26 protein-coding genes are annotated in these 26,338 nt (G+C 34.3%); 1 reads left to right on the top strand and 25 read right to left on the bottom strand.

The window, feature by feature from the left end:
• Window positions 1–29: 29 nt before the first annotated feature.
• The 12 genes from E0W73_RS14845 to E0W73_RS14790 form a co-directional block, all read right to left on the bottom strand.
• Window positions 30–1,091 (bottom strand): Wzz/FepE/Etk N-terminal domain-containing protein, encoded by a 1,062-nt coding sequence (locus tag E0W73_RS14845; protein WP_135222838.1) that lies wholly within the window; start codon window positions 1,089–1,091, stop codon window positions 30–32.
• A gap of 4 nt (window positions 1,092–1,095) precedes the next feature.
• The gene (locus E0W73_RS14840; RefSeq protein ID WP_135222837.1) at window positions 1,096–3,522 is read right to left on the bottom strand and encodes an SLBB domain-containing protein; all 2,427 of its coding nucleotides are present in this window, start codon (window positions 3,520–3,522) and stop codon (window positions 1,096–1,098) included.
• Window positions 3,523–3,526: 4 nt separating this feature from the next.
• The gene (gene rfbB, locus E0W73_RS14835; RefSeq protein ID WP_135222836.1) at window positions 3,527–4,573 is read right to left on the bottom strand and encodes a dTDP-glucose 4,6-dehydratase; all 1,047 of its coding nucleotides are present in this window, start codon (window positions 4,571–4,573) and stop codon (window positions 3,527–3,529) included.
• The gene (locus E0W73_RS14830) at window positions 4,573–5,577 is read right to left on the bottom strand and encodes a mannose-1-phosphate guanylyltransferase (protein ID WP_135222835.1); all 1,005 of its coding nucleotides are present in this window, start codon (window positions 5,575–5,577) and stop codon (window positions 4,573–4,575) included. Before E0W73_RS14830 ends, rfbB begins: the two co-directional genes overlap by 1 nt.
• 30 nt (window positions 5,578–5,607) lie before the next feature.
• Complete coding sequence (locus tag E0W73_RS14825) at window positions 5,608–6,897, bottom strand: nucleotide sugar dehydrogenase (RefSeq protein ID WP_162847711.1); 1,290 nt, start codon at window positions 6,895–6,897, stop codon at window positions 5,608–5,610.
• A gap of 284 nt (window positions 6,898–7,181) precedes the next feature.
• A complete protein-coding gene (locus tag E0W73_RS14820; RefSeq protein WP_135222834.1) occupies window positions 7,182–7,646 on the bottom strand; it encodes a UpxY family transcription antiterminator in 465 nt (154 codons plus the stop codon).
• A 76-nt stretch (window positions 7,647–7,722) separates the two neighbouring features.
• On the bottom strand, window positions 7,723–9,114 hold the full coding sequence (locus tag E0W73_RS14815; RefSeq protein ID WP_135222833.1) for a UDP-glucose 6-dehydrogenase: 1,392 nt from the start codon (window positions 9,112–9,114) through the stop codon (window positions 7,723–7,725).
• Between the two features lie 29 nt (window positions 9,115–9,143).
• On the bottom strand, window positions 9,144–10,124 hold the full coding sequence (locus E0W73_RS14810; RefSeq protein ID WP_135222832.1) for an SDR family oxidoreductase: 981 nt from the start codon (window positions 10,122–10,124) through the stop codon (window positions 9,144–9,146).
• A gap of 4 nt (window positions 10,125–10,128) precedes the next feature.
• Window positions 10,129–12,573, bottom strand: a complete 2,445-nt coding sequence (locus E0W73_RS14805) for a polysaccharide biosynthesis tyrosine autokinase (protein WP_135222831.1) — start codon at window positions 12,571–12,573, stop codon at window positions 10,129–10,131.
• Window positions 12,574–12,588: 15 nt separating this feature from the next.
• On the bottom strand, window positions 12,589–13,383 hold the full coding sequence (locus E0W73_RS14800) for a polysaccharide biosynthesis/export family protein (RefSeq protein ID WP_135222830.1): 795 nt from the start codon (window positions 13,381–13,383) through the stop codon (window positions 12,589–12,591).
• 74 nt (window positions 13,384–13,457) lie between these two features.
• Entirely contained in the window at window positions 13,458–14,078 is a 621-nt protein-coding gene (gene recR, locus E0W73_RS14795; RefSeq protein ID WP_135222829.1) for a recombination mediator RecR, read from the bottom strand.
• Window positions 14,079–14,178: 100 nt separating this feature from the next.
• Window positions 14,179–14,544: a CoA-binding protein gene (locus tag E0W73_RS14790; protein ID WP_135222828.1), complete on the bottom strand. Its 366-nt coding sequence runs from the start codon at window positions 14,542–14,544 to the stop codon at window positions 14,179–14,181.
• 153 nt (window positions 14,545–14,697) lie between these two features.
• Here E0W73_RS14790 and E0W73_RS14785 point away from each other — a divergent pair, with 153 nt between their 5' ends.
• Window positions 14,698–15,324: a MarC family NAAT transporter gene (locus tag E0W73_RS14785; RefSeq protein ID WP_135222827.1), complete on the top strand. Its 627-nt coding sequence runs from the start codon at window positions 14,698–14,700 to the stop codon at window positions 15,322–15,324.
• A gap of 76 nt (window positions 15,325–15,400) precedes the next feature.
• Here E0W73_RS14785 and ctlX read toward each other — a convergent pair whose 3' ends face one another.
• The 13 genes from ctlX to secY all read right to left on the bottom strand — a co-directional run bounded on the left by ctlX (window position 15,401) and on the right by secY (window position 26,330).
• Entirely contained in the window at window positions 15,401–16,336 is a 936-nt protein-coding gene (ctlX, locus tag E0W73_RS14780) for a citrulline utilization hydrolase CtlX (protein ID WP_135222826.1), read from the bottom strand.
• Between the two features lie 99 nt (window positions 16,337–16,435).
• Window positions 16,436–17,350 carry a dimethylarginine dimethylaminohydrolase family protein gene (locus E0W73_RS14775; protein ID WP_135222825.1) on the bottom strand — a complete coding sequence of 305 codons (915 nt, stop codon included), beginning with the start codon at window positions 17,348–17,350 and terminating at the stop codon, window positions 16,436–16,438.
• Window positions 17,351–17,412: 62 nt separating this feature from the next.
• Window positions 17,413–18,690 (bottom strand): citrate synthase, encoded by a 1,278-nt coding sequence (locus tag E0W73_RS14770; protein WP_135222824.1) that lies wholly within the window; start codon window positions 18,688–18,690, stop codon window positions 17,413–17,415.
• A 153-nt stretch (window positions 18,691–18,843) separates the two neighbouring features.
• Window positions 18,844–20,136, bottom strand: coding sequence for a phosphopyruvate hydratase (gene eno / locus E0W73_RS14765; protein WP_135222823.1), 1,293 nt, complete (start codon window positions 20,134–20,136; stop codon window positions 18,844–18,846).
• Window positions 20,137–20,248: 112 nt separating this feature from the next.
• Window positions 20,249–21,358 carry a glutamine-hydrolyzing carbamoyl-phosphate synthase small subunit gene (carA, locus tag E0W73_RS14760; RefSeq protein WP_135222822.1) on the bottom strand — a complete coding sequence of 370 codons (1,110 nt, stop codon included), beginning with the start codon at window positions 21,356–21,358 and terminating at the stop codon, window positions 20,249–20,251.
• Between the two features lie 235 nt (window positions 21,359–21,593).
• On the bottom strand, window positions 21,594–22,085 hold the full coding sequence (gene rplQ, locus E0W73_RS14755; protein WP_135222821.1) for a 50S ribosomal protein L17: 492 nt from the start codon (window positions 22,083–22,085) through the stop codon (window positions 21,594–21,596).
• A gap of 62 nt (window positions 22,086–22,147) precedes the next feature.
• A complete protein-coding gene (locus E0W73_RS14750; protein ID WP_026109818.1) occupies window positions 22,148–23,140 on the bottom strand; it encodes a DNA-directed RNA polymerase subunit alpha in 993 nt (330 codons plus the stop codon).
• A 21-nt stretch (window positions 23,141–23,161) separates the two neighbouring features.
• Window positions 23,162–23,767, bottom strand: coding sequence for a 30S ribosomal protein S4 (gene rpsD, locus E0W73_RS14745; protein ID WP_111364450.1), 606 nt, complete (start codon window positions 23,765–23,767; stop codon window positions 23,162–23,164).
• A 95-nt stretch (window positions 23,768–23,862) separates the two neighbouring features.
• Window positions 23,863–24,246: a 30S ribosomal protein S11 gene (rpsK, locus tag E0W73_RS14740; protein WP_026727866.1), complete on the bottom strand. Its 384-nt coding sequence runs from the start codon at window positions 24,244–24,246 to the stop codon at window positions 23,863–23,865.
• An 8-nt stretch (window positions 24,247–24,254) separates the two neighbouring features.
• A complete protein-coding gene (rpsM, locus tag E0W73_RS14735) occupies window positions 24,255–24,629 on the bottom strand; it encodes a 30S ribosomal protein S13 (RefSeq protein ID WP_026727867.1) in 375 nt (124 codons plus the stop codon).
• A 2-nt stretch (window positions 24,630–24,631) separates the two neighbouring features.
• On the bottom strand, window positions 24,632–24,748 hold the full coding sequence (ykgO, locus tag E0W73_RS14730) for a type B 50S ribosomal protein L36 (RefSeq protein ID WP_002987490.1): 117 nt from the start codon (window positions 24,746–24,748) through the stop codon (window positions 24,632–24,634).
• A 12-nt stretch (window positions 24,749–24,760) separates the two neighbouring features.
• Complete coding sequence (gene infA / locus E0W73_RS14725; protein WP_026714631.1) at window positions 24,761–24,976, bottom strand: translation initiation factor IF-1; 216 nt, start codon at window positions 24,974–24,976, stop codon at window positions 24,761–24,763.
• A 7-nt stretch (window positions 24,977–24,983) separates the two neighbouring features.
• Window positions 24,984–26,330: a preprotein translocase subunit SecY gene (secY, locus tag E0W73_RS14720; protein ID WP_135222820.1), complete on the bottom strand. Its 1,347-nt coding sequence runs from the start codon at window positions 26,328–26,330 to the stop codon at window positions 24,984–24,986.
• Between the last annotated feature and the right edge of the window lie 8 nt (window positions 26,331–26,338).

Below are 26,338 nucleotides of genomic sequence, written 5' to 3'. Positions count from 1 at the left end.
AAATAAAAAGCAATAAATTAATGATGATACTATATCAAATCTTTTATAAATCGTCTAACAATCAAATACAAAACAGTTAAGAAACCAGCTAAGATTCCACCTATCATCAATCCCTTTGCTTTACCCAAACGTTCTTTTGGCAATGGCAAGATAGGGTGATCAATAACCTGAATTAGAGGTGTTTCTTTACGTAAGGTAACTTTTGCAAGTTCAGTCTGTTTTACCAATTCTGTTAAAATTGCTGTATTAGCTTGAACATCTACTTGCCTACGAGAGGATGGTGCACGACGGACATTCAAAGCGGGATTTAACATAAAAGTGTTATCATTGGCAACTGCAACTCCTGTAATAGCACTATTAAGTTCTCCACGTATAGAATCGCTTTGACGTTTCAATATCTCCATATTTATTCGAGCTTTTTTACTTTTTGTATCAACGTAAAATTTGCCCACTTGTTTAGCTAGTGCTTCACAAAAATATAGCGAAAACAATTCATTATTTGAAGCTACATCTATCGAAATAACTGCTATTTTTTTATCTTTTTGACCAACCGCCAAAGATCCCTGAGATAAATTTTGATAGATGACTCCCAGAATACTGTCATGAACACGCGTAAAATAACTTCGGTCTGTTCCAGGTAAAAACTGTATATTTTTAAATTTAGGATCTTTATTCCAGCTTTGACGTAATTTGTTATTTCGAATATACATTTCAGCTAATGAAATATCTTTCCCATCTATCTTAACTGGTGAAAGTAAAGTCTGCTCAACCATACTCCTTGACTTAAATAACTCAATAAGATTAGACCCCATAAAGACACTTCCGCCCCCGCCACCAATATCAATACCAAAAGAACTTGCTAATGAACCTAATCCAGCAGAAGAGCCATTGTCGTCTTCCAAAGCAAAAGATAAAGTAGCCTTGTATATTGGCTTTTTAAGAAACGAATACGTTAAGCCTATACCAGCTCCTATTATACCACTTAATATTATAATTTTCCACTGAGAGAGCAAATATGAGTACCATTCATTTAATTTTTGTATTAATTCTTTCAACGAAATTTCAGCGCTTTCATTTGGTATTTGATCCATTAAACTATTTATTAAAAATCGAAACAATTAACAATGCTAAACTAGCAAATGCAGTACCTAAACCTGCCCACTCTCCCGCACTCACCTTTCTTCTTTCTGGTTTCTCTGGAACAACTATTTGAGAGTCCGGTTCAACTTTTGGATAAGATTTTAAGAATAAGAATGAAGTCGTCACGTCGGCTTTCCCATTGGGGTAAATTATATACGCTTTTCTCTTCCATCCCTTACTATCAACACCACCAACAGCGTTTAGATAATATTTAAATCCTTTACCACTTCTGTAAGGAATCTCAGATGTAAGTAATACATTTCCTGTAACTTTTACTCCCTCATTATATACTGCAACTTCAATTTCATCTCCAGGAAATAAAGTCACATTTGAAAAATGATTTTTGTTTTTTACAATTTTTTCCCAGTTTACAGGAATAGTTGCGAACTTTAAATCTTCCTTTAATTTTTTGGCCAGTTTGCCTTTTAGGGTATCGTTCTTGTCTAAATTTAAATCAATCCTCTCTAATGTCTCAATTTGATCTTCCTTTATAGGTCTCTTGATTTTCATTCCATCAAGATTCGCGATAGAAGTTAAACCCCCAGCTCTCATTACAACATTATAAACTGTCTCTTTTTTATTCGCCAAAACATATTTTCCAGGATAACTTACAGCTCCACTAATAGTTACCATTTGAGGCTTTTCATAAACTGCAATTCTTCTGACATTAATTACATCGAATGGTTTTAAGATAAAATTTTTAACCTGCTCATTATTGTCTGCAGTGATTTCTAGCTCTATTAATTCGACTCTTTTTGGGTCTGCGTCATCGATTTCATCAGATTTTACCATTCTGGCAATCTCTACTCTTTTCGATGCTGAACCTGTCAAACCTCCGACTTGTACAACTAAATCATTTAAAGTTAAATTTTCATAAAACTCATATTCTCCCGGATTTTTGACTTCTCCATCAATTGTGACCTTATATTCTTCTCTAAAATCTAAAATAGAATAAACGGTAACAATATCCTCTCTCTTTAATTCGACATCAGCACTTAAATCTCCCGATAAGGCTGCTTCTAAATTTACATTTACAATCTCTGTAGTTAAATCGGTTTTTAAACGAATAATTCTTGCTCTTTTGCTATAAGCGTCTTCTTTTAAGCCTTCTGCTCTTGTAATAAGATCAGAAATTCGCATTCCTTCTGTAAATGAATAATAATCTGGTCTGAAGACTGCTCCCTCAATTTTAATACGATTTTCGAAGCGATTTAATATTCTAGTTACTCTAAAAACATCTCCTGATTGTGGTTGATAGGTTTTAAACTCACTTTCGTTTATATCATGAACTTTAAATTCTTTTCCTGTTTTCTGAACTACATTTACAGACGCTGTATAGGCAAACTCATTGAATCCGGAGGCAAAACCTAATAAATCGGCAAATGTTTCTCCTTTTTTCATTTCGAAAATCCCTGGACGTTTTACTTCTCCTTCAACAGTAACTCTCTGTGTGTAAGCAGGAATTCTAATAACATCATTCTCTTTTAAGCTGACATTATCTGACTGATCTCCTTTCACTAAAAATCTGTAGATGTCAATATTCCTATAAACTTTATTATTTCTAATCAATTCAATATTTCTATAACTTCCATTTTTACCTGGTCCTCCCGCTAAGTGTAAAGCATTATAAACTGTTGCTAAAGAAGATATAGAATAATTTCCCGGTTGCTTTCCTCCGACTACCGTAATTTTTATTGTTCTAATCTTACCTAAACTAACACTTACTTGTGACTGTCCAGATCTAACTGTGCTGTATACTCTTGCTATTGCAGCTTTTATTTTTTGTGTTGCCGCTTCTATTGTCATTCCAGATACAGCAATCTGCCCTACATATTCAATAGCTATTTTTCCTTCAACACTAACTGGAAGAGTTCCGTTATATTCCTGTACTCCATATATTGTAACTTGAAGTTCATCTCCCGGTCCCAGAATATAATTCATTGGAGTAGCCATTTTTAAATCCGGTTCAAAATTAAGAGTCGGATTATCAAACAGTTCGGACCCAAAAATAATAGCGTTTGCGGAGTCTTTTACTTTTACATTTTTGATTGCATCCTGTTTTCTACCAGAATCAGATTTTTTTTCAACTCTTTCAACATTTTCGGCTGGATTTGCATTTTTCTTTGCGTATTCGTTCAACTTAACCTTTAATTTGTTGAAATTTGCTTGACTCATACCTTTAGATAATACCATTGGCTCAACCTGATCAATTGTTGCATTATTGCTTTTTAGCTGTGCATTAATTTTGGCCAAATCATCATCTGATAAATAATCAACATTTACAGTGCTCAAGTCTTTAGACTTCATTATATCCTGTGCGTTAACACTTAAAGACGTCATAAATGCAAAAAGCAAGAAAAGAACGTAGGTTATTTTTTTCATATATTTATGAATATTGTTTTTGGTAGTATTCTTTATAGGTTCCAGAAGTTACATTTTCTAACCATTCTTTATTATTCAGATACCAATTAATTGTTTTCTCGAGCCCTTCCTCAAAAGTAACAGAAGGTTTCCACCCTAATGTTGCATTAATTTTAGATGCATCGATAGCATAACGTAAATCATGACCCGGTCTATCTTTTACATAAGTAATCAACTTCTCAGAATCACCAGCATTACGCCCTAATTTTTGATCCATTATTTTGCAAAGGAGTTTCACCAAATCAATATTTTTCCATTCGTTAAATCCTCCAATGTTGTAGGTTTCGTGATTTTTTCCTTCGTGGAAAACCAAATCTATAGCGATAGCATGATCTTCTACAAACAGCCAGTCACGAGTATAATTTCCATCTCCATACACAGGAAGAGGCTTATTATTAATAATATTATTGATGAATAATGGAATTAACTTTTCTGGAAAGTGAAAGGAACCATAATTATTAGAACAATTGGTTAAAACATATGGCAATCCATACGTTTCTCCGTAAGCTCTAACAAAATGGTCCGAACTAGCTTTTGAAGCAGAATAAGGCGAATTTGGGTCATATGGGGTAGTTTCTGTAAACAAACCTTCAGCTCCTAGCGAACCATAAACTTCATCTGTACTGATATGGTAAAATCTTTTTCCTTCAAAGTTGTTCTTCCACTGATTTTTTGCAGCATTTAACAAATTCATTGTTCCGATGACATTTGTTTTTACGAATGCCAAAGGATCTTTAATTGAACGATCAACATGTGATTCAGCCGCTAGATGTAAAACACCATCAAAATTATGAATAGAAAAAAGTTCATTAATAAAAGTTTCATCAACAATGTCCCCTTTTATAAAAGTATAGTTTGACTTGTTTTCTATATCTTTAATATTTTCTAAATTCCCAGCATAAGTTAGAGCGTCTAGATTAAAAATCTGATATTCGGGATATTTATTTACAAAACGTCTAACAACGTGAGACCCTATAAAACCTGCTCCTCCTGTTATTAAAATTTTTTTCATTAATTTAACAATTCTGAATTTATCTTTTCTAATTCACTATAGATGTCTTTTACATCCTGTGAATTCTCTTTTTGCAAAATTAAATTAGCTGTATCTGTATAAACAAAGATGGTATTTTTAACTCCTAAAAAGGTTGTGTGCTTATCACATCCTATTACCATATTGCCATTCGCATCAACGGGATGTCCTTTAGCTACTAAATAATCATAAACCGATTCGAAGGAACCTAAATCTGACCAAGAAAATGATGCTGGAACCACTTTGATTTTCTTACTTCTTTCCATTACAGCATAGTCAATACTTATTGATGGAATTTCCATAGATAAAGCCAAATCTAGAAAGCCGTCTTTTGCTGCTTCCCAAACTGCTTTTGATTTTTCATAAACATCAGGCTGGAATTGTTTTAATTCAGCTAGAAGAACTCCGGCCTTAAAACAAAACATTCCGCTATTCCATAAAAAATTACCTCTTGCTATAAATTCTTTTGCTGTGGTTTCATTTGGTTTTTCGCGAAATGAAATTACTTTATCACCCTTAGCTTCAATATATCCATAACCAGTTTCGGGTTTTGTAGGTATAACTCCAAAAGTTACAATAAAACCTTCTTTTGCTTTTGTGATAGCTTCATTGATTGCATTGTTGTAATTATCCATTAAATCAATTATATGATCCGAAGGTGTAATAATCAAAATGTCGTCTGGTTTGGCCGCTAAGGCCGCAAATGCAATTGCCGCAGCTGTATTTCTTGGCGTAGCTTCTACAACATTTAAGTATTCTGTATTGGTTTTGCACATCACTTTTTCGCTTAAATGATGGTTATCGACATTTCCTACTACCATTACTTTACTAGCCAAATGACTGTTACGATCAACAGTCATCTCGAAAAGAGATTTTCCATCAAATATCTCTAAATATTGTTTTGGTTGGCTCTTTCTTGATAGAGGCCACAATCTGCTGCCAACTCCTCCTGTCAAGATTACGTGTATTATTGAATTATCTTCCATTTTATTAATTTAAAAAAAAGAGTTAGAATACTATAGCCTATTATCTGCCATAGTCCCTAAAACTCCCTTAACATCATATATTAAACTATTTGATTTTTGCAGTTCAGCAAAATCTAATTCTAGAAACTCCTTATGAGAAACGCCTAGAACTATCGCATCAAATTTATTGTTGGGAACAGAGCTTGATGTTACTAAATTATATTCTTTTTTTACATCATCCCCATTTGCAAGAGGATCAAATATAGTTACTAAAATCCCATATTCTTTTAATGCTTTTACCACATCAACTATTTTAGTATTTCTAACATCAGGACAATTTTCTTTAAAGGTAATTCCTAACATCAATAATTCGGCGCCATTTACAGAAATCCCTTTTTTGATCATCAACTTCACAATTTGCGAAGCCACATATTCACCCATGCTGTCATTCAAACGACGTCCTGCTAATATTATTTCAGGATGATAACCGAACTCTTGTGCTCTTTGCGCTAAATAATAGGGATCAACACCAATGCAATGACCTCCTACTAATCCTGGTTTAAATGGCAGAAAATTCCATTTTGTGGCTGCGGCATTTAATACTTCCTGTGTATCGATGTTCATTAAGTTAAAAATCTTCGCTAACTCATTTACAAAAGCAATATTGATATCTCGTTGAGAATTCTCAATAACTTTAGCCGCTTCAGCTACTTTTATACTTGGAGCCAAATGTGTTCCCGCCGTTATTACTGATTTATATAAAGCATCTACTTTTAGTCCAATTTCTTCTGTGGATCCTGAAGTTACTTTTAAAATCTTTTCTACAGTATGTTCCTTATCTCCGGGATTTATCCTTTCTGGCGAGTAACCTGCAAAAAAATCTTCATTGAATATAAGACCTGAGACTTTTTCTAAAACAGGTACACATTGCTCTTCTGTAACTCCTGGATAAACGGTAGATTCGTAAATAACTATATCGCCCTTTTTGAGAACCTTTCCAACAGATTCGCTAGATTTATACAAAGGCGTTAAATCTGGACGATTGTTTTTATCAACTGGAGTAGGAACTGTAACGATAAAAAAATTACAGTTTGCAATATCATTTAAAGAACTGGTGCAATACAATCCTGTACCGTTAATAGGATTATCGACTAAAACCTTTTTTAAAGTATCAACATCAACTTCTAATGTGCTGTCGATTCCAGAATTGAGGCTTTTTACCCGTGATTCGTTAATATCAAATCCTACAACCGAATATTTTGTAGCAAATAATCTAGCTAAAGGCAGGCCTACATAACCTAAACCAATAACTGCTATTTTTATATTTTCTTCTGATCCCAATTCTTTCTATTATTTTCAGTCATTAATATTCACGGCTTCGCCCTTCTAAGCCACAGGGTAGGGCTCAGACACTTTAAACAAATGATTTCCCGCAAATATAGGATATTCACATTACTTTATCAATACGGTTTCCCGTATAACTCAAAAGAAATTCGTATTAATTTTTTCTAAAATAAATAAAGCTCTCTTAGTCAACGATTAAAGATTTTATTTACAAAAAAAGAGAGGTCAAACATCTAATGATTAAACTCTCTTGTAATTATTATAACATTAAACAAATAACATTACTTGTATTTTATTTTCAGAATACAACCCAATGATTCTAAGATTAAAATATAATGCGTTTTTGAAACTTCCTGTACAATCGCTTCCTGATTACTAAAAGCGCCTGATTCGAGTTTTATTTTATCTCCAACCTGAATCGCCGTTACTGTCACATCTGCAATATTTGGCGATTTAAGACTCGATTTGATAATTTCAATTTCTTCATCTTTTACAATTGCCGGTTTGCCGAGCCAAAAGAGATATCGCACAACACCCGAAACCTGAAATACCGAGTTCCTTTCTGCTTCCTCTAACCTAACAAAAACATACGAATTAAAAAGAGGCACTTCTACTTTCTTTTTTCGATCAGACCATTGCTTAATTTGGGTTATTAATGGACAGTAGCATTCAATTCCTGATTGCTCGAGTTTTTCCGCCACTTTTTTTTCCCATTTTGGCTTGGTATAGATAACGTACCAATTCATAATTTCTTATTTTATTGAAATAAAACTTTTGTCAACATCATTTTTTCCACACTCAATTTATCTCAATTGAAGCATTTTACGAACCTATGCCGTGGTATACAAATCCGATTTCTTCTAACTCTTTGGCATTTAAAATATTTCGTCCATCAAAAACAAATGCAGGCTTATGCATATTGTCATAAATTTTCTGCCAATCGTAAGAAACAAATTCATCCCATTCTGTCAAAATTGCTATTGCATGCGCATCTTTACAAGCGTCATAAGCATTTTCAAACGCAACAACTGCATTTTTATTATCAGTAACAGATCTTGTTTCTAAATAATTCAAATCATTCATTATTTTATGTTCTGAAACTTTAGGATCGTAAACTGCAATTTTTGCCTGTTCATTAATCAAATCATCTGCAACATAAATCGCTGCAGATTCACGTGTATCATTAGTGTCTTTTTTGAAAGCCCAGCCTAAAAAAGCAATTTTTTTATCGGCTACCGTATTGTACAGGGTCTGAACAATTTTATTTGAAAATCTTCTTTTCTGATGGTCGTTCATAACAATTACCTGCTCCCAGTAATCGGCAACTTCATTGAGCCCGTATGATTTTGCGATATAAACTAAATTCAGAATATCTTTCTGAAAACAAGATCCGCCAAATCCAACTGAAGCTTTTAAGAATTTAGGTCCAATTCGACTGTCCATACCAATTGCTCTAGCAACTTCACTTACATCTGCTCCTGTCTTCTCACACAGTTCCGACATTGCATTAATGGACGAAATACGTTGCGCCAAGAATGCATTAGCTGTTAATTTTGATAATTCTGACGACCATACATTAGTGGTTAAGATTTTCTCCTCTGCAACCCAATTTGCATACACATCAACCAAAGCCTTGATTGCTATTTCACCTTCTGGAGTTGTATCCCCTCCAATTAAGATTCTGTCTGGATTGAGCAAATCTGTTACAGCCGTACCTTCTGCCAAAAACTCAGGATTTGACAAAATCTGAAACTGAACACCGTTTCCTGTATTATCTAGAATACTTTTAATCGCCTCTGCAGTTCGAACTGGAAGGGTCGATTTTTCTACTACAATTTTATTTTGTTTTGCAACTCTTGCAATTTGTCTAGCGCACAATTCAATATATTTCAAATCAGCCGCCATACCCTTTCCTTTTCCATAGGTTTTGGTCGGAGTGTTCACAGAAATAAAAATCATTTCGGCTTCGTCAATTGCCTTGTCAACTTCTGTTGAGAAAAAAAGATTCCTTCCTCTCGCTTCGGCAACAATTGACGAAAGTCCCGGTTCGTAAATCGGAATATTTTTAGTATTAGGATCATTCCAGTCTTTAATTCTTTGTTCATTTAAATCTACGACCGTAACTTGAATATGTGGACATTTTTGTGCTATAACCGCCATTGTAGGTCCGCCTACATATCCTGCGCCAATACAGCAAATTTTTGTAATTTTCATCTAATCTCTATTATTATCTTGATCTTTTATCATTTTAAATTATTCCAGTACCAGCTTACTGCTTCTTTTAATCCATCTTGCAAAGAATATTTTGGATTATAACCAAGCTGTCTTTTTGCCTTGTCGATAGAAGCCAACGAATGCGGAATATCTCCTGCTCTGTTTTCACCATAAACTACAGGAACAGCTGCAATCGCAGAATCAAACTCAGACAAATATTCTTTGAGATAAGCCACCAAATCATTTAATGTATTGCGGTCTCCAAATGCCGTATTATAAACTGTATTTACCGCTTTAGAATCTTGACAGGTTATAGCCAGTTCATTCATCTGAATGACATTGTCAATGTAGGTAAAATCTCGAGAATAATTTCCATCTCCATTAATTACCGGACTTTCATGTTTCATGAACTGCATTACAAATTTTGGTATTACTGCAGCATAGGCACCATTCGGGTCTTGTTTTCTTCCAAAAACATTAAAATATCTCAAACCGATAGTTTCTATACCGTAAGTTTTACTGAAAATTTCCGCATACAATTCGTTTACATATTTGGTAATGGCATACGGAGAAAGCGGTTTACCTATCACGTCCTCCACTTTTGGCAAACCTTCTGAATCACCATATGTTGAGGAACTAGCTGCATAAACAAAACGCTTCACTTTTGCATCACGCGCTGCCGTAAGCATATTTAAGAATCCCGAAACATTAACATCATTAGTTGTTATCGGATCTTTTATAGACCTAGGGACAGATCCTAAAGCCGCCTGATGCAAGACATAATCGACACCTTCTACAGCTTTTATGCAATCAGCGATATTCCTGATATCACCTTCTATCAAAGTATAATTTGGATTTTCTATAAAATCTGTCAAATTATGTCGATGTCCTGTAGAAAAATTATCCAGACAAATTACTTTATATCCTGAGGCTAAAAAATACTCAGACAAGTTCGAGCCAATAAACCCTGCACCGCCTGTAATCAATATTGTACTTTTTATCGTATCCATCTAATTATCTTTTTCTGATTTTATTAAAGATTGTTGAAAAGAATCCTGTTTCTGGTTCTTCCTCATGATATCCGTTTGCATACGTCCCATAGCCATATCCGTATCCATAAACGGCTCCGTACTTGGCTTTATTTTGATAACCATTTAAAACAATACTTGCATTAGTCAACTCACCTCTTTTGATTCTAGTATTCAAAACTGTAATCATGTCCTTTTTAGTATAATTTTGTCTTACAATATATAAAGTGACATCGGCAAATTGCACTAATTCTAAAGAATCTGCAACTAGACCAACTGGCGGAGTATCTAAAATTACGTAATCGTATTTTTGTTTAAGTTCATCTATTAATTCCTTCATGGCTTCGCTAATTATCAACTCAGATGGATTAGGAGGTATAGGCCCAGAAAGTATTACATCAAGATTTGGAATCTGTGTGGTATTGGTAATTTCTTCTAGACTGTTTTGCTTAATGAGGTAATTAACCACACCAAGAGAAGTTGTCAAATTAAACTCATCGGCCAATCTTGGTTTTCTCAAATCCAAACCAACAATTACAGTCTTTTTTTCGCTTAAAGCGAAAACAGTAGCAATATTTATAGAACAAAATGTCTTTCCTTCACCGCTTATTGAAGAAGTGATCATCAATGTCTTTGAGCCACTAACCTGTTGTTTTTTGTACAAAAACTGCAAAGAAGATCGAATTCCCCGAAATGCTTCTGAAAGTGCAGATTTTGGTTTTTCGAATACTGCCAGACTTCCTGTATTTTTACTGATACCAACAACACCAATTACAGGAATCTGCGTGAGCTTGTTGATGTCTTCTGTATTCTGAATCGAATTATTAATGAAGAAAATAGCAAATACAAAAAGCAACGGAATCAAGATACCCAAAAACAATGCAAGAACATAATTTACAGAAGTTTTAGGACCAATTAATCCTCCTCCAATATCTTTGGCGGGGTCAATAAAATGAATATCTGATAAGTTGGAAGCTTTTACAATTTCTGCCTCATTTCGCTTTTGAAGAAACTCTGTATAAATATTGTCATTTAAATCATACTTTCTTTTGATTTTCAACAATTCCTGTTGTTCTTCTGGCAGTCTCCTAACGGCACTTTCTGCCAGTCCCATTTTAGCATTTACAGAAGCTAGATCACCTAATAACGATGCTTTTGCTGAAGCAATATTTTCTAAAAGCACATTTTTTACAGCTTGCATCTGGTTGTCAAAATCTTTAAAAATCTTTTCGCTTTTTACCGCATAAGCCATTTCAGATCTTTGTGTAGAAAGTGCTATAAGTTTACCAACACCGCTAACAATATTAGGATCTTCTATTCCTGCTACAGAAGGCGCCGGAAGTCTAGAATAATCCTGACTGTTATTTAAATATGATTTTAATGAATTGTAGTATGCGATTTTTCGTGCTATTTGATCTTTCTCTAAATCAAAATTCATTATTTTTTCAGAAACTCGTTCTCCTCCAGCTTCAATCTCAAAGATATTTTTGTCTTTTCTAAATGATTTCAGTTCGTTTCCGGTTTCTTTCAATTGCGACTCCATTGCTACCAATGTACTGTCAATGAATTTAATAGTATTTGTTGCAAACTGATTTTTTCCGTCAAGCTGAATTTTGATTAGCATTCTAACAGTCGCATTTAAATACTCTACCATTCGGGCTTTATTAGTCCCCTGCATTGAGAGCGTTAGTATCGAACCTGCTTTGTCGCCCTCAATACTCACCCCTTTATAGCGAGATACCGTTGTATTAAAATCATTAAATCGCACGAAATACTCTTTCCCGACATATAAGCCAGGATTATCCGTAATTTGAAGATTCCAATTTAAAAAAGGAATGGCGACTTGCTCTCCTACTTTAAATCGATGAGTATATTTTACAGGCTGCACTGCGGTTTTACTGTATTCATTTGTAGCATAAGTAATCACAGAAGCAGCATTTGTTTCAAAAGGAATCTCAATTTCATATTCATTTTGAGTCAAAAACTTAATCTTTATTAGCGTTCCTGCAAGCTGTCCTTTATTTTTGTCAATATTTACATAAAAAGGTACGGCACCATAAGAATCTATAAGATTATATTTACCCTGTTCCAAATAGTCGATATAAAACTGAAGCTTATTGACAACTAACTCGTTATGTGATCTTGACTGAAGGATTGTCGAAATTCCGTTAACCTGATCAGAGATTCCGCCCCAATTAAAAACTAAACTAGTATTAGATGTAAAAAACGGATTGCTTTCTTCCTTTATCGAAATCATAGTACGCATAGCGTAAATTTTCTCTTTTCGAATATTTACTTGGTAAGCAATTGTAAAAGCAATAATTAAACTAACCAAGAACCATTTCCAATAGCTGGCAATTTTTAGCAAAAACCCTTTAAAATCAAAATTGGAATGATTTTCAAAAAAGGAAAAATCTTTTATATCTAACATTTTGAGAATTTGGTTTTAATTTCTGACAATCAAATAAACAGTTGTAGCCAAAGACAACAAAGTAATGATACTTCCAATAGACTGAATACCTGTCTGTCCCGTTCCCCAAGTTTTCTGCCTTAAAGGTTTTACATAGATATAATCATTGGGCTGTAAGTTATAATATGGAGAGTTCATGACATTAACGTCGGTAAGATCTATCTCGTTCATCTGAACACCAGTTGGGGTCTGGCGAATCACCATTACCGCTTTTCTATTACCAACCGTAGTAATATCTCCAGCATTGGCAATTGCTTCCATAATATTTACATTGTCCTTAAACAATACTTTCGTACCAGTAGCTCCAACTTCACCATTAATCGTATATCTGAAACCAGCCAATTTTACGTTAACAAATAAATTCGCCTCGGTTTTAAAATATTCTTCTAGAAGTTTCTTTTCTATTTTCACTCGTACTTCTTCTAAAGTATATCCGATAACATTAATCTCTCCTAGAATCGGCATTCTTATATTCCCATGGTCGTCTACCCTAAAACCATCAAAATACAAACCTGTTTCAGAACGACCTGCGGAAGTAGATGAACTTTCGCTGGTGTTAAAAATAGCTACAAGTTTGGGGTCGATTGCCTTGATATTAATGCTTAAAATGTCATTTACCTGCACCCTATACGGCTTTGCTTCTACTGCGCTTATTGAATTTTGCTCGCTCGAAGTGTTTTTATCTTGCAAATAGACCAAGTCTTTTAGCGGAATACAGGAAGTAAATAGTACACTTGACAGTAATAAAATATAAAAGCTGTTTTTTGTCATCAGTTTAATTTTGACGCAAATATAACTTTTTCCTTTAGTTATCAGGAAATCTAAGTTTTATTTGGGGCTTAAGTTTAATTATTTTTAAATGTTTTTTCAAAAGGCACACGATGCAGGATACTTCTACCCAGCGTTATCTCATCTGCATATTCAAGTTCATCGCCTACTGCAATACCTCTGGCAATGGTAGAAATTATAATATCTGAATCTGCAATTTGCTTATAAATATAAAAGTTTGTGGTATCTCCTTCCATAGTCGAGCTTAGGGCAAAAATAATCTCAACTACTTTTCCCGATTTTACTTTTTCAACCAGACTTGAAATCGTAAGCTGACTTGGCCCTACTCCTTCAATTGGCGAAATCTTACCTCCCAAAACATGATAAATACCCTTAAACTGTCCTGTATTTTCGATTGCCATTACATCACGAATATCTTCTACAACACAAATTGTCTGATGATTCCTAGTATTGTTAGAACAAATCTCACATAATTTTGTATCTGAAATATTATGGCAATTTTCGCAAAACTTAATTTCTTCGCGCATCGTTGTTAACGCCTGAGACAAAAAAGCAGTTTGCTCTCTTGGCTGTTTTAATAAATGAAGCACAAGCCGTAATGCTGTTCTTTTTCCAATTCCTGGAAGCTGAGACATTTCGTTTACCGCTTTTTCTATTAATTTTGATGAAAATTCCATGACGGCAAAAGTACTATTTTAATATTGCTTTATACTCTCAATTAGCGTACTATTATAAAATATATCTCGAATTTTATCTGTCGATTTACTGATAACATACTCAATATTGACTAGTCGCAAGAAGCACCAAAGTGCAAGCAATTTCGACTTCAATTCCGTTTGATTCTAGCAATTGATACAATTCTGGATTTTCTGTTCCTGGATTAAAAACAACTCTTTTCGGCTTTGTTTCTACAATAAAATTATAATATTCGCGCTGACGGTTCGGATTTAGATACAACGTAATGGTATCTATATTCTTTACGGGAATTATTTTTGCATGAATGCTCACTCCAGCAACTTCTCCTGCTTTTTGACCAATTGCTATTACTGAATGCCCTTTAGCAACCAACATGTTTACAGCTCTGTATGAATATCGTTCTGGATTTGTGGATGCCCCAAGAACTAGTGTTTTTTTGTTTTTCATGATTTTTTATTTAGAATACAAAATTAACTAAAATTATTAGTGTTTTATTATCTAATTGATAGAGAATACTTAGCGTTAAAAAATAATATACTAACATTTATTCATCTAAAACCATAAAAAAATAACTATTTTTACCTTACTAACCCCCGCTCTATGGACTTATTCATTTATCTATTTGCAGCACTTTTTTCAGTGCTCAACCCTATCGGAACTGTGCCTATATTTGTAGGATTGACACAGAACGATTCACAGAAAGAACGTTCGAGGATTTCACTTTGGACCGCTATTAATGTTTGCATCATTTTATTGGTCTCCTATTTTATTGGACAATATGTTCTGACTTTTTTCGGAATAAGTATTGATGCTCTTCGAATTGCTGGCGGAATCATAATCGTGAATTCAGGCTTTTCTCTTCTTTCAGGAAAATTCAACAAAAAAAGAGGTATCAACAAAAAGATTGAAAATGAGGCGCATCAGCGAAATGACATCGCGCTTACGCCACTGGCTATACCCATGTTGGCCGGCCCAGGATCAATCTCTCTTCTGATTGCTTTTTATCAGGAACATCATGAAATGAATGAAATCATAATTTCGACTTTAGCAATCTTAGCTATCGCCGTCGCTATTTTTGCGATTTTAAAAAGCGCACATTACTTAGCCCGAATATTAGGCGCTTCGGGAATTGTTGCCATCTCGAGAATAGTTGGCTTTATTGTAATTTCTATCGGAATCCAATATATTGTAAGTGCTCTTATAAATATTATCAAAGGAAATTTCTAACTCAATATTGTTCATAAAAAGAAAGGGATAAAATCGAATAATGATTTTATCCCTTTCTCTTTATGATGTTATCTTTTTAACTTCTTGGCAAAAAAACTTCAGCCATCATGCATCTAGCACTTCCACCTCCGCAAGCTTCAATCGTATCAAGGCTTGAGCTTAATATTTCAGCGTGATTCTCTAACTGAGCAATTTGTTTTGGAGTCAGGCTTTGATTAGCCGATGCACTCATAACAATGTATCGTTTATCATTAGTTCCACGAACTTCTAACATATTTCCAGCGAAATTGTTCACCTGGTCTTCTGTAATTAGAATGATTTCTTTCCCATTCTCTTTCAGATTATCCAAAACCATTTTACGTTCTTTTTTATCATCGATAGCATCTGCACAAATTACAGCAAAGGTTTCGCCTAAACACATCATCACATTGGTATGATAAATTAATTTACGCTCGCCATCAACTGTTTGAAAAGCTTCAAAAATTACTGGTGCATAATCAAAATCTTCGCAAAATTCAATAAATAGTTCTTCATCTGCTCTTGGCGATAAGGCACAATAAGCTTTTCCGTTGGCTCTATCCAGCAGCAAACTGCCCGTTCCTTCTAAGAAAATACCATCTTCTTCTGCAGATGTGTAATCCATTATATTGGTAATTTCAAATCCTTTTTCTTCTAAAGTATCCAAAATATCCTCACGGCGCTCCTGACGACGGTTTTCAGCAAACATTGGATATAGAGCTACGTCGCCATTTTCATGAAATGACACCCAATTATTTGGAAAAATACTATCAGGAGTATCGGTTTCTAAGTTATCATCAACAACAGTCACATCTACTCCTACCGCTCTGAGTTTCTCTACAAAGGCATCAAATTCTTGTTGCGCTTTGGCATTAACCGTACTTGGGAGAAGCCCGTCTAGTACTTTTTGATAATAATTATTTACGGCTGTCTGTTCATTCATTCTAAAAGCGACAGGCCGAATCATCACGATTGCATTTGTTGTTTGTTTCATGATTTTATGTCTTTTTTTTTGCTTCGCCAATTGAGCTAAAGCCACGGGTTAGGTTTAAAGTTTCAGGCTTTTAGACAACCTGAAAATTGAAACTAATTTCTAATCTCTAATTAATGGCAAAGTTGAACATCTTAGCAAACCTTCTTGCTTTGAAATTTCAGCATACGGAATTTCTTCAACAATAAAACCTTTTTCACGAAGCCAATTGTTTAATCTTGTAAAATTCTTTTCAGAAACTACCACATTCTCATCAATTGAAAATACATTAGAAAACATATGATACATTTCGTTTCTTTCAATATGAAAAAGATTCTCTTTTCCGAAAAGTTTCACCAAATACAAATAATCAGCTTCTTCACGAAAACCTCTTTTATAGATAATACCTTTGTCTTTGCCAACAGGCTGAAAACAGCAATCTAAGTGTAAAGCATTATCACGAGCTTCTAATTTTGATTTCACCAAATCGAATTCTTTGACAATTTTATTGGGAAATAATTCTTTGATATAGTTTACACCATGCATATTGGTTCTCGCAGTAATGTAATCTTTATAATCACTTCCTTTATAAGTTCCAATAAAGATATAATCGTTCCAAAGCATCACATCTCCACCCTCAATATGAACTTCTTCCGGCGGACGAACTACCTTTATTGGATCGATTTGATCAATAACATAGTGAATTGCGTCTAATTCACGTTCACGATCAGGCAGAATATTCGATTTCACAAAAACATCATCAATCACAAAACCAATATCTCTTGCAAAAATCTGATTGTAGTTTTCAATCATTTCAGGGCGATAAACAGTTACATCGTATTTCTGAAATACTTTATTAAAAGCATCCATTTCAGCAACCATATCTTTTTCTACAGGATAAGTTCCTGCTTTAATATGTTCCAACGATTTAGGATCATAAGCCTCTTCTACAGTTGGAGTTGGACCATTATGAACAGCAGAACCCAAAACTACGGCGCGAAGCCGCGAAGTTTCGTTCTTTACATTTAATTGCAACATAACTTTATTGTATTTTGAGCAAATATAAAAAAAGCTTCACAGTTAAGTGAAGCTTTCGTTTTTTATTTATTAGACTTGAACTCTCGTAAGGCGTGTCCTGTATAAATCTGCCTTGGTCTTCCAATTGGCTCTTTATTTTCGCGCATCTCTTTCCATTGCGCAATCCAGCCTGGTAATCTTCCAATTGCAAACATCACTGTAAACATATCAGTCGGAATACCTAATGCTCTGTAGATAATTCCAGAGTAGAAATCTACATTTGGATATAAATTTCTTGATTTGAAGTAGTCATCTTCAAGAGCAGCAGTTTCTAATTTTCTTGCAATATCTAAAATCGGATCTTCAACACCTAAAGTCTCTAATACTTCTTGAGCCGCTTTTTTGATGATTTTAGCTCTTGGATCAAAATTCTTGTAAACTCTGTGTCCGAATCCCATTAAACGGAAAGGATCATTTTTATCTTTAGCTTTTGCTAAGAATTTATCTGTATCTCCACCGTCTTTATTAATTTCTTCTAACATTTCAAGCACTGCTTGGTTTGCACCACCATGTAAAGGCCCCCAAAGAGCAGAAACACCAGAAGAGATTGAAGCAAATAAGCCAGCATGAGAAGAACCCACCATTCTTACCGTAGAAGTAGAGCAGTTTTGTTCGTGATCTGCATGAAGAATAAATAATTTATCTAAAGCATCAATTACAACAGGACTTGCTTTGTAAGGTCCTGTAGGCAATTGGAACATTAATTGCATAAAATTCTCAACATACCCTTTAGTATTATCATAATAATTTAAAGGATAACCCATAGATTTTCTGTAAGTCCATGTAGCAATAACTAAGAATTTAGCCATTGTTTTACAAATAGCCTCATACATTTCTTTCTCGTTATCAACATTTACTGCCTTAGGATTAAATGCAGTTAAAGCACTTGTTAAAGCAGATAAAACCCCCATCGGGTGAGCTGTTTTTGGAAAACCATCAATAATATTTTTCATTTCTTCGTTAACCAAAGAATGCTTTTTAATATTGTTTTCAAAGTTTTCTAATTCGGCAGCAGTTGGCAATTCTCCGAAAATCAAAAGATAAGACACTTCTAAGAAACTGGCTTTTTCGGCCAAATCTTCGATTGAGTATCCTCTGTAACGCAAAATCCCTAATTCACCATCTAGGAAAGTGATTTCACTTTTACATGACCCAGAGTTTTTATAACCCGGATCAATAGTTATAAAACCTGTTAAATCACGTAATTTGTTGATATCGATAGCAGACTCATTTTCACTTCCTGTAATTACCGGAAGTTCAATTTTCTTACCATCTACTTCTAATGTAGCTATTTTTGACATAATATTTCGGAAATAATTCTTTAAATAATAATTTACCAAATCTAAGGAATTTAACACTAATTAAAAAAAGAATACTGCTATGAATTTGTTAAAACTCCAAAAAAAAGCCATTCGTTAAAAAACGAATGGCTTATCTTAATATAACTCTTATGATTATTTAATCTTGAAAGCGTTTAATCCTGGGAAATAAGCTGTATTTCCTAGTTCTTCTTCGATTCTTAATAATTGATTGTATTTTGCCATACGATCGGAACGAGAAGCAGATCCAGTTTTAATCTGGCCACAGTTTAGAGCAACTGCTAAGTCTGCAATCGTATTATCTTCAGTTTCTCCAGAACGGTGAGACATTACAGAAGTATATCCTGCATTCTTAGCCATGTTTACAGCTGCAATAGTTTCTGTTAAAGTACCTATTTGGTTTACTTTTACTAAGATAGAGTTTGCAATTCCTTTTTCGATACCAGTTGACAAACGAGCAACATTAGTAACAAACAAATCATCACCAACTAATTGTACTTTATTTCCAATTTTTTCAGTCAAAGCTTTCCATCCATCCCAGTCATCTTCATACATACCATCTTCGATAGAAATGATTGGATATTTAGCAGCAAGTTCAGCTAAATACTCAGCTTGCTCAGCAGAAGTTCTAACTTTTCCTGTTTCTCCTTCAAATTTAGTATAATCGTATTTACCATCTACATAAAATTCAGAAGCAGCGCAGTCAAGAGCAATCATAATTTCGTCTCCAAAAGTATATCCTGCTTTTTCAACCGCAAGTTTGATAGTATCTAAAGCATCCTCAGTACCGCCAGCTAAGTTTGGAGCAAAACCTCCTTCGTCACCAACAGCTGTACTTAAGCCTCTATCGTGTAACACTTTTTTCAAGCTGTGGAAAATTTCAGTTCCCATTTGCATAGCGTGTGTAAAAGATGTTGCTTTTACAGGGAAAATCATGAATTCTTGGAAAGCGATAGGAGCATCAGAGTGAGAACCACCGTTGATGATGTTCATCATCGGAACAGGAAGTGTGTTAGCAGAAACACCACCAACATATCTGTACAATGGCAATCCAAGTTCATTAGCAGCAGCTTTTGCAGCAGCCAATGAAACTCCTAAGATAGCATTCGCACCTAATTTAGATTTGTTTGGAGTTCCATCTAAATCAATCATTAACTGATCGATTGTGTTTTGTTCAAAAACAGAAGTCCCAACTAATTCTTCAGCAATAACAGTATTTACATTGTTCACTGCATTCAAAACACCTTTTCCTAGGTAAGCTTTACCTCCGTCACGTAATTCAACAGCTTCGTGTTCTCCGGTTGATGCTCCAGATGGAACAGCAGCTCTACCTAATACACCATTTTCAGTTACTACATCAACTTCAATAGTAGGATTCCCTCTGGAATCAAGAATTTGTCTTGCGTGAACTTTAATTATAATACTCATTATTTTTGTTTTTTATTAATAAATTATATATTTTTTTTCGAAATTATAAAAATATTTAATACTAAAAACGCATTGTAGTGATTAAACACCTTTATTTATTAACTACATCGTTTTAGGCTTTGCTACTTTTAATGTTATCCACAAATTGATCAAATAAATAAGACGAATCGTGTGGTCCAGGGCTAGCTTCCGGATGGTACTGTACTGAAAAACAATTCTTGTTTCTCATACGCATACCAGCAACCGTATCATCGTTTAGGTGGATATGTGTAAGTTCTAATTCAGGATGACCTTCTAATGCTTCTCTTTTTACAGCAAAACCGTGGTTCTGAGAAGTAATTTCTCCTTTACCTGTAAGAAGATTTTTAACGGGATGATTAATTCCTCTATGTCCTCCAAACATTTTATACGTCTGAACACCATTTGCTAGAGCGATAATTTGATGTCCAAGACAAATTCCGAACAAAGGCTTATCCTCTGCGATGATTTGCTTTGCAACATCGATTACTCCATGAAGAGGGTCTGGATCACCAGGACCATTAGACAAGAAATAACCGTCTGGATTAAATGCTGTCAAATCTTCGTATGTAGAATCGTATGGAAATACTTTTATATAACAATCTCTTTTAGCAAGATTTCTTAAGATATTCTTTTTTATCCCAAGATCTAAAGCTGAAATTTTGTACGTCGCATTTTCGTCACCAATAAAGTAAGGTTCAGTAGTCGATACTTTAGAAGCCAATTCCAAACCTTCCATATTAGGCACGTTTGCCAATTCTTTCTTAAGGTCTTCAATTGAAGTGCCGTCTGTACAAATTACAGCATTCATGGCACCATTATCACGAATATAGCTTACAAGTGCTCTGGTATCAACGTCAGAAATACAAATCAGGTTATGCTTAGCAAAATAATCTTCTAAACTTCCCGATGCAGCTTCACGCGAAAAATTAAAGCTGAAGTTTTTACAAACCAAACCAGCAATTTTCACACTTTCTGATTCTACTTCTAAGTCATTCACACCATAATTACCAATATGTGGATTAGTAGTTACCATAATCTGACCAAAATAAGAAGGATCTGTAAAAATCTCCTGATACCCTGTCATTCCCGTATTAAAACAAACTTCACCAAAAGTTTTACCGCTTATTCCGATAGATTTTCCGTGAAAAATTGTTCCGTCACTAAGTAATAAAATGGCGCTTTGTCGTGTTGTGTATTTCATTCTTTAATTTGTATTGTTTTTTTAATTGTCTTATGAAACTTTGGTTTCATTTGTAATTATTTTGCAAATTTACTTCTTTAAAAGAGTGCCTCCAAGGTTTTTCAAAAAATTCATTCATAAAAATAAAACCCTGAAACTTAAATAAGTTAAAAATTTGTTTTTGAAAAAATCAAAAAAAAAGGATAAACTAAAAATTAGTCTATCCTTTATTTTTATAGAATTATTACTTTCATAATTATTCTGAAGCTTCAGTAGTCGTTTCTGATTCAGCAGCAGGAGCTTCTGGAGCAGCGGTTTCAGTTTTTTTACTTTTACCACCACGACGGCTTTTTGCTTTTTTAACTTCTTTTTTACCTCCGTTGTAAAGTTCATTGAAGTCAACAAGTTCGATCATCGCCATATCAGCGTTATCTCCCAAACGATTTCCAACTTTAATGATACGAGTGTATCCTCCCGGACGGTCACCAACTTTAGCAGCTACATCTCTGAACAAATCAGTTACCGCATATTTGCTACGTAAGTAAGCAAAAACAATACGACGATTGTGAGTCGTATCTTCTTTTGATTTTGTGATTAAAGGCTCAACAAATTGTTTAAGCGCTTTAGCTTTAGCAACAGTAGTGTTAATACGTTTGTGCTCGATAAGAGAACAAGCCATATTAGCCAACATAGCTTTTCTATGTCCAGTCTGTCTGCTTAAGTGATTGATTTTTTTTCCGTGTCTCATGACGTGTTTTTTTTATCTTCATCTTGCTACAATCCACTATGGAGAGCAAAATATGAAGTAAATTATTCTTTATCTAATTTGTATTTAGCTAAATCCATTCCGAAAGTAAGATTCTTCACTGCAACAAGTTCATCAAGCTCAGTTAAAGATTTTTTACCGAAATTACGGAATTTCATTAGGTCATTTTTATTGAACGATACTAGATCACCAAGTGTATCAACTTCAGCCGCTTTCAAGCAATTTAATGCTCTCACAGATAAATCCATATCAACAAGCTTAGTTTTAAGCAGTTGTCTCATATGCAATGACTCTTCATCATACGATTCTGTTTGTGCAATTTCGTCAGCCTCGAGTGTAATTCTTTCGTCAGAAAATAACATGAAGTGGTGAATTAAAACTTTTGCAGCTTCAGTAAGAGCATCTTTAGGATTGATAGAACCATCAGTTTTGATTTCAAAAACTAATTTTTCGTAATCTGTTTTTTGCTCTACACGGAAGTTTTCAATAGCATATTTTACATTCTTTACTGGAGTAAAGATAGAATCTGTAAAAATAGTACCAATTGCCGCATTTTGTTTTTTGTTCTCCTCAGCAGGAACATATCCTCTACCTTTTTCGATAGTTAAATCGAAATTCAATTTGATTTTAGAATCTAAGTTACAGATTACAAGATCTGGGTTCAGAACTTGGAAACCTGAAATAAACTTCTGGAAATCACCTGCTGTCAATTGATCTTTACCAGAAACAGAAATAGTAACTGCTTCATTATCGATATCTTCAATTTGACGTTTGAAACGTACTTGTTTTAGATTAAGGATAATTTCTGTAACATCTTCAACAACACCTGAAATAGTAGAAAACTCATGATCCACACCCTCGATACGAACAGATGTAATTGCATAACCTTCTAATGCTGAAAGCAAAACTCTTCTAAGTGCATTACCAACCGTCAATCCGTAACCAGGTTCTAAAGGTCTGAATTCAAATTTACCTTCAAAATCGGTTGAATCGATCATGATAACTTTATCGGGCTTTTGAAAATTAAATATTGCCATAAATTTCGACTAAGTCAATTATTATTTGTTGTACAACTCTACGATTAATTGTTCTTTAATGTTTTCTGGAATTTGAAGTCTTGCAGGAACAGAAACAAAAGTTCCTTCTTTAAGATCGTTGTTCCAAGTAATCCATTCATAAACATGACTTGAATTTGATAAAGAACGTTCGATAGCTTCTAAAGATTTAGATTTTTCACGAACTGCAACTTTATCACCAGGCTTAAGGTGGTAAGAAGGAATATTAACAACTTCTCCGTTTACTGTAATGTGTCTGTGAGAAACGATTTGACGCGCACCTCTTCTAGATGGAGCAATTCCCATTCTAAAAACAACATTATCTAATCTTGCTTCACATAATTGTAATAAAACTTCACCAGTTACTCCTTTAGTCGCTGATGCTTTTTCGAATAAATTTCTGAATTGTTTTTCTAAAATTCCATAAGAATATTTAGCTTTTTGCTTTTCCATTAACTGAACAGCGTACTCAGATTTTTTTCCTCTTTTTTTAGCCATCCCGTGTTGACCAGGTGGGTAATTTCTTTTTTCGAAAGATCTATCATCTCCGAAGATTGCTTCGCCGAACTTACGAGCGATTTTGGTTTTAGGACCAGTATATCTTGCCATTTTAAAAAAAATTTAAAGGTAGAAATTATGAATTCAGGTCTAATCCTTCGATAATCTATGTTCTACCTTGTTTATACTATAAATAATAAAAAAAATTAAACTCTACGTCTTTTTGGAGGACGACATCCGTTGTGAGGCATTGGAGTAACATCAATGATTTCTGTAACTTCAATTCCTCCGTTATGAATAGAACGGATAGCAGACTCACGTCCGTTACCTGGTCCTTTTACATAAACTTTCACTTTTTTAAGTCCTGCCTCTAGTGCTACTTTAGCACAATCTTCTGCTGCCATTTGAGCTGCGTAAGGAGTGTTCTTTTTAGAACCTCTGAAACCCATTTTACCAGCTGAAGACCAAGAAATAACTTCACCTTTTTTATTAGTCAAAGAAATGATAATATTGTTGAAAGTGGCAGAAATATGAGCCTCACCCGTTGATTCAACGATAACTTTACGTTTTTTTGCAGTTGCTTTAGCCATATTACTTATTATTTAGTTGCTTTTTTCTTGTTAGCAACAGTTTTTCTTTTACCTTTTCTTGTTCTAGAGTTGTTTTTAGTTCTTTGTCCTCTTAACGGAAGACCAGATCTGTGACGAATACCTCTGTAACATCCAATATCCATTAAACGTTTAATGTTTAAAGAAATTTCAGAACGTAATTCTCCTTCAATTTTGTAAAATGAAACAGCATCACGAATTGCACCGATTTCATCGTCATTCCAATCTTGAACTTTTTTATCTTGGCTAACTTGAGCTTTTTCTAAAATCTCAATAGCTCTACTTTTTCCTAATCCGAAGATGTAGGTAAGTGCTATAACACCTCTCTTGTTTTTTGGGATATCTACCCCTGCTATTCTTGCCATAATTATCCTTGTCTTTGTTTAAATCTAGGATTCTTTTTGTTTATCACGTACAATCTTCCTTTTCTACGCACGATAATGCACTCGGCACTTCTCTTTTTTACTGATGCTCTAACTTTCATAGTGAATATCCTTTAATATCGATAAGTAATTCTTGCTTTTGACAAATCATAAGGACTCATTTCTAGTTTCACTTTATCACCAGGTAATAACTTGATGTAATGCATTCGCATTTTTCCAGAAATATGAGCAATTACAACATGTCCATTTTCTAACTCTACACGGAACATCGCATTTGATAATGCTTCAATGATTGATCCGTCTTGTTCTATTGCTGATTGTTTTGCCATAAATATATTAAGCTACTGCTTTTCTATTTTTACCAGTCTTCATTAAACCATCATAATGTTTGTTTAACAAGTATGAATTGATTTGTTGAATAGTATCTATCGCAACACCAACCATAATTATTAATGAGGTACCTCCAAAAAACATTGCCCAAGATTGTTGTACATCCATAATACTTACAACAATAGCCGGGAACACAGCAATCAAAGCAAGGAATAAAGATCCTGGGAAAGTTATTAAAGACATCACTTTATCAAGGAACTCAGAAGTTTCAGCTCCAGGACGTACTCCCGGAATAAAACCACCGCTTCTCTTTAAATCATCGGCCATTTTGTTAGTAGGTACGGTGATTGCAGTATAGAAAAATGTAAATACAATAATTAAAGTCGCAAAAACAAAATTATACCAGAAACCAAACATATTACTAAATGTACCAACAATAGATTGTGATGTATCTGATTTAGACAATCCAGCTACTGCAGCAGGAATAAACATAATTGCCTGAGCAAAGATGATTGGCATAACCCCTGAAGCATTTAGCTTAAGAGGAATCCATTGTCTATTACCACCAGCCAAATCTTGCTCGTAATCTCCGGTTGTTGTACGACGAGCGTATTGAACTGGAATTCTACGTACCGCCATTGTAAGCAATACACAAGAAATGATCACTAATAACCACACAATAATTTCAATAACTAATAACATCGGTCCTCCATTATTATTGGTAACACGAGTCGTAAACTCTTGGATAAAAGCTTGTGGTAAACGAGCCAAAATACCAACCATAATTAATAATGAAATTCCGTTACCGATACCTTTATCCGTAATTTTCTCTCCAAGCCACATAGCAAAAATAGTACCAGTTACTAAAATTATCACTGACGAGAATAAAAACTCAGGAGAATCAAAGCCCAGCAAAAATGCATTACTAGGCAGTGTTCTGTATAGATTATAGATATAAGTTGGACCTTGAACCAATGTGATAGCGATTGTCAACCAACGAGTGATTTGATTAATCTTTTTTCTACCACTTTCTCCATCATTTTGAAGTTTTTGTAAATATGGAATCGCAATTCCCATCAACTGAACAACAATAGACGCAGAAATATAAGGCATGATACCTAAAGCAAAAACTGAAGCTTTAGAGAAAGCACCCCCGGTGAACATGTCTAGGATTGAACCTAAACCATTTTTAGTTTGTCCCGCTAAACCAGTCAATTGCATTGCGTCAATTCCAGGAAGCGTAACGTGTGCTCCAAAACGATATACTAAAAGCAATCCTAATGTAATTAAGATTCTGTTTTTCAGTTCTTCGATTTTCCAAACATTACTTATTGATTCAATAAATTTCTTCATCTTAATAG

Origin of the sequence: Flavobacterium foetidum, assembly GCF_004634245.1 — a bacterium.
Taxonomy (GTDB): domain Bacteria; phylum Bacteroidota; class Bacteroidia; order Flavobacteriales; family Flavobacteriaceae; genus Flavobacterium; species Flavobacterium foetidum.
Note: the sequence above shows the minus strand (reverse complement) of the source record. Positions and strands in the feature narration are given on the sequence as shown.

Coding starts and splice junctions, on each gene's coding strand:
- E0W73_RS14845 (WP_135222838.1), bottom strand. CDS start 1,091: ATGGATCAAATACCAAATGAAAGCGCTGAAATTTCGTTGAAAGAATTA.
- E0W73_RS14840 (WP_135222837.1), bottom strand. CDS start 3,522: ATGAAAAAAATAACCTACGTTCTTTTCTTGCTTTTTGCATTTATGACG.
- rfbB (WP_135222836.1), bottom strand. CDS start 4,573: ATGAAAAAAATTTTAATAACAGGAGGAGCAGGTTTTATAGGGTCTCAC.
- E0W73_RS14830 (WP_135222835.1), bottom strand. CDS start 5,577: ATGGAAGATAATTCAATAATACACGTAATCTTGACAGGAGGAGTTGGC.
- E0W73_RS14820 (WP_135222834.1), bottom strand. CDS start 7,646: ATGAATTGGTACGTTATCTATACCAAGCCAAAATGGGAAAAAAAAGTG.
- E0W73_RS14815 (WP_135222833.1), bottom strand. CDS start 9,114: ATGAAAATTACAAAAATTTGCTGTATTGGCGCAGGATATGTAGGCGGA.
- E0W73_RS14810 (WP_135222832.1), bottom strand. CDS start 10,124: ATGGATACGATAAAAAGTACAATATTGATTACAGGCGGTGCAGGGTTT.
- E0W73_RS14805 (WP_135222831.1), bottom strand. CDS start 12,573: ATGTTAGATATAAAAGATTTTTCCTTTTTTGAAAATCATTCCAATTTT.
- E0W73_RS14800 (WP_135222830.1), bottom strand. CDS start 13,383: ATGACAAAAAACAGCTTTTATATTTTATTACTGTCAAGTGTACTATTT.
- recR (WP_135222829.1), bottom strand. CDS start 14,078: ATGGAATTTTCATCAAAATTAATAGAAAAAGCGGTAAACGAAATGTCT.
- E0W73_RS14790 (WP_135222828.1), bottom strand. CDS start 14,544: ATGAAAAACAAAAAAACACTAGTTCTTGGGGCATCCACAAATCCAGAA.
- E0W73_RS14785 (WP_135222827.1), top strand. CDS start 14,698: ATGGACTTATTCATTTATCTATTTGCAGCACTTTTTTCAGTGCTCAAC.
- ctlX (WP_135222826.1), bottom strand. CDS start 16,336: ATGAAACAAACAACAAATGCAATCGTGATGATTCGGCCTGTCGCTTTT.
- E0W73_RS14775 (WP_135222825.1), bottom strand. CDS start 17,350: ATGTTGCAATTAAATGTAAAGAACGAAACTTCGCGGCTTCGCGCCGTA.
- E0W73_RS14770 (WP_135222824.1), bottom strand. CDS start 18,690: ATGTCAAAAATAGCTACATTAGAAGTAGATGGTAAGAAAATTGAACTT.
- eno (WP_135222823.1), bottom strand. CDS start 20,136: ATGAGTATTATAATTAAAGTTCACGCAAGACAAATTCTTGATTCCAGA.
- carA (WP_135222822.1), bottom strand. CDS start 21,358: ATGAAATACACAACACGACAAAGCGCCATTTTATTACTTAGTGACGGA.
- rplQ (WP_135222821.1), bottom strand. CDS start 22,085: ATGAGACACGGAAAAAAAATCAATCACTTAAGCAGACAGACTGGACAT.
- E0W73_RS14750 (WP_026109818.1), bottom strand. CDS start 23,140: ATGGCAATATTTAATTTTCAAAAGCCCGATAAAGTTATCATGATCGAT.
- rpsD (WP_111364450.1), bottom strand. CDS start 23,767: ATGGCAAGATATACTGGTCCTAAAACCAAAATCGCTCGTAAGTTCGGC.
- rpsK (WP_026727866.1), bottom strand. CDS start 24,246: ATGGCTAAAGCAACTGCAAAAAAACGTAAAGTTATCGTTGAATCAACG.
- rpsM (WP_026727867.1), bottom strand. CDS start 24,629: ATGGCAAGAATAGCAGGGGTAGATATCCCAAAAAACAAGAGAGGTGTT.
- ykgO (WP_002987490.1), bottom strand. CDS start 24,748: ATGAAAGTTAGAGCATCAGTAAAAAAGAGAAGTGCCGAGTGCATTATC.
- infA (WP_026714631.1), bottom strand. CDS start 24,976: ATGGCAAAACAATCAGCAATAGAACAAGACGGATCAATCATTGAAGCA.
- secY (WP_135222820.1), bottom strand. CDS start 26,330: ATGAAGAAATTTATTGAATCAATAAGTAATGTTTGGAAAATCGAAGAA.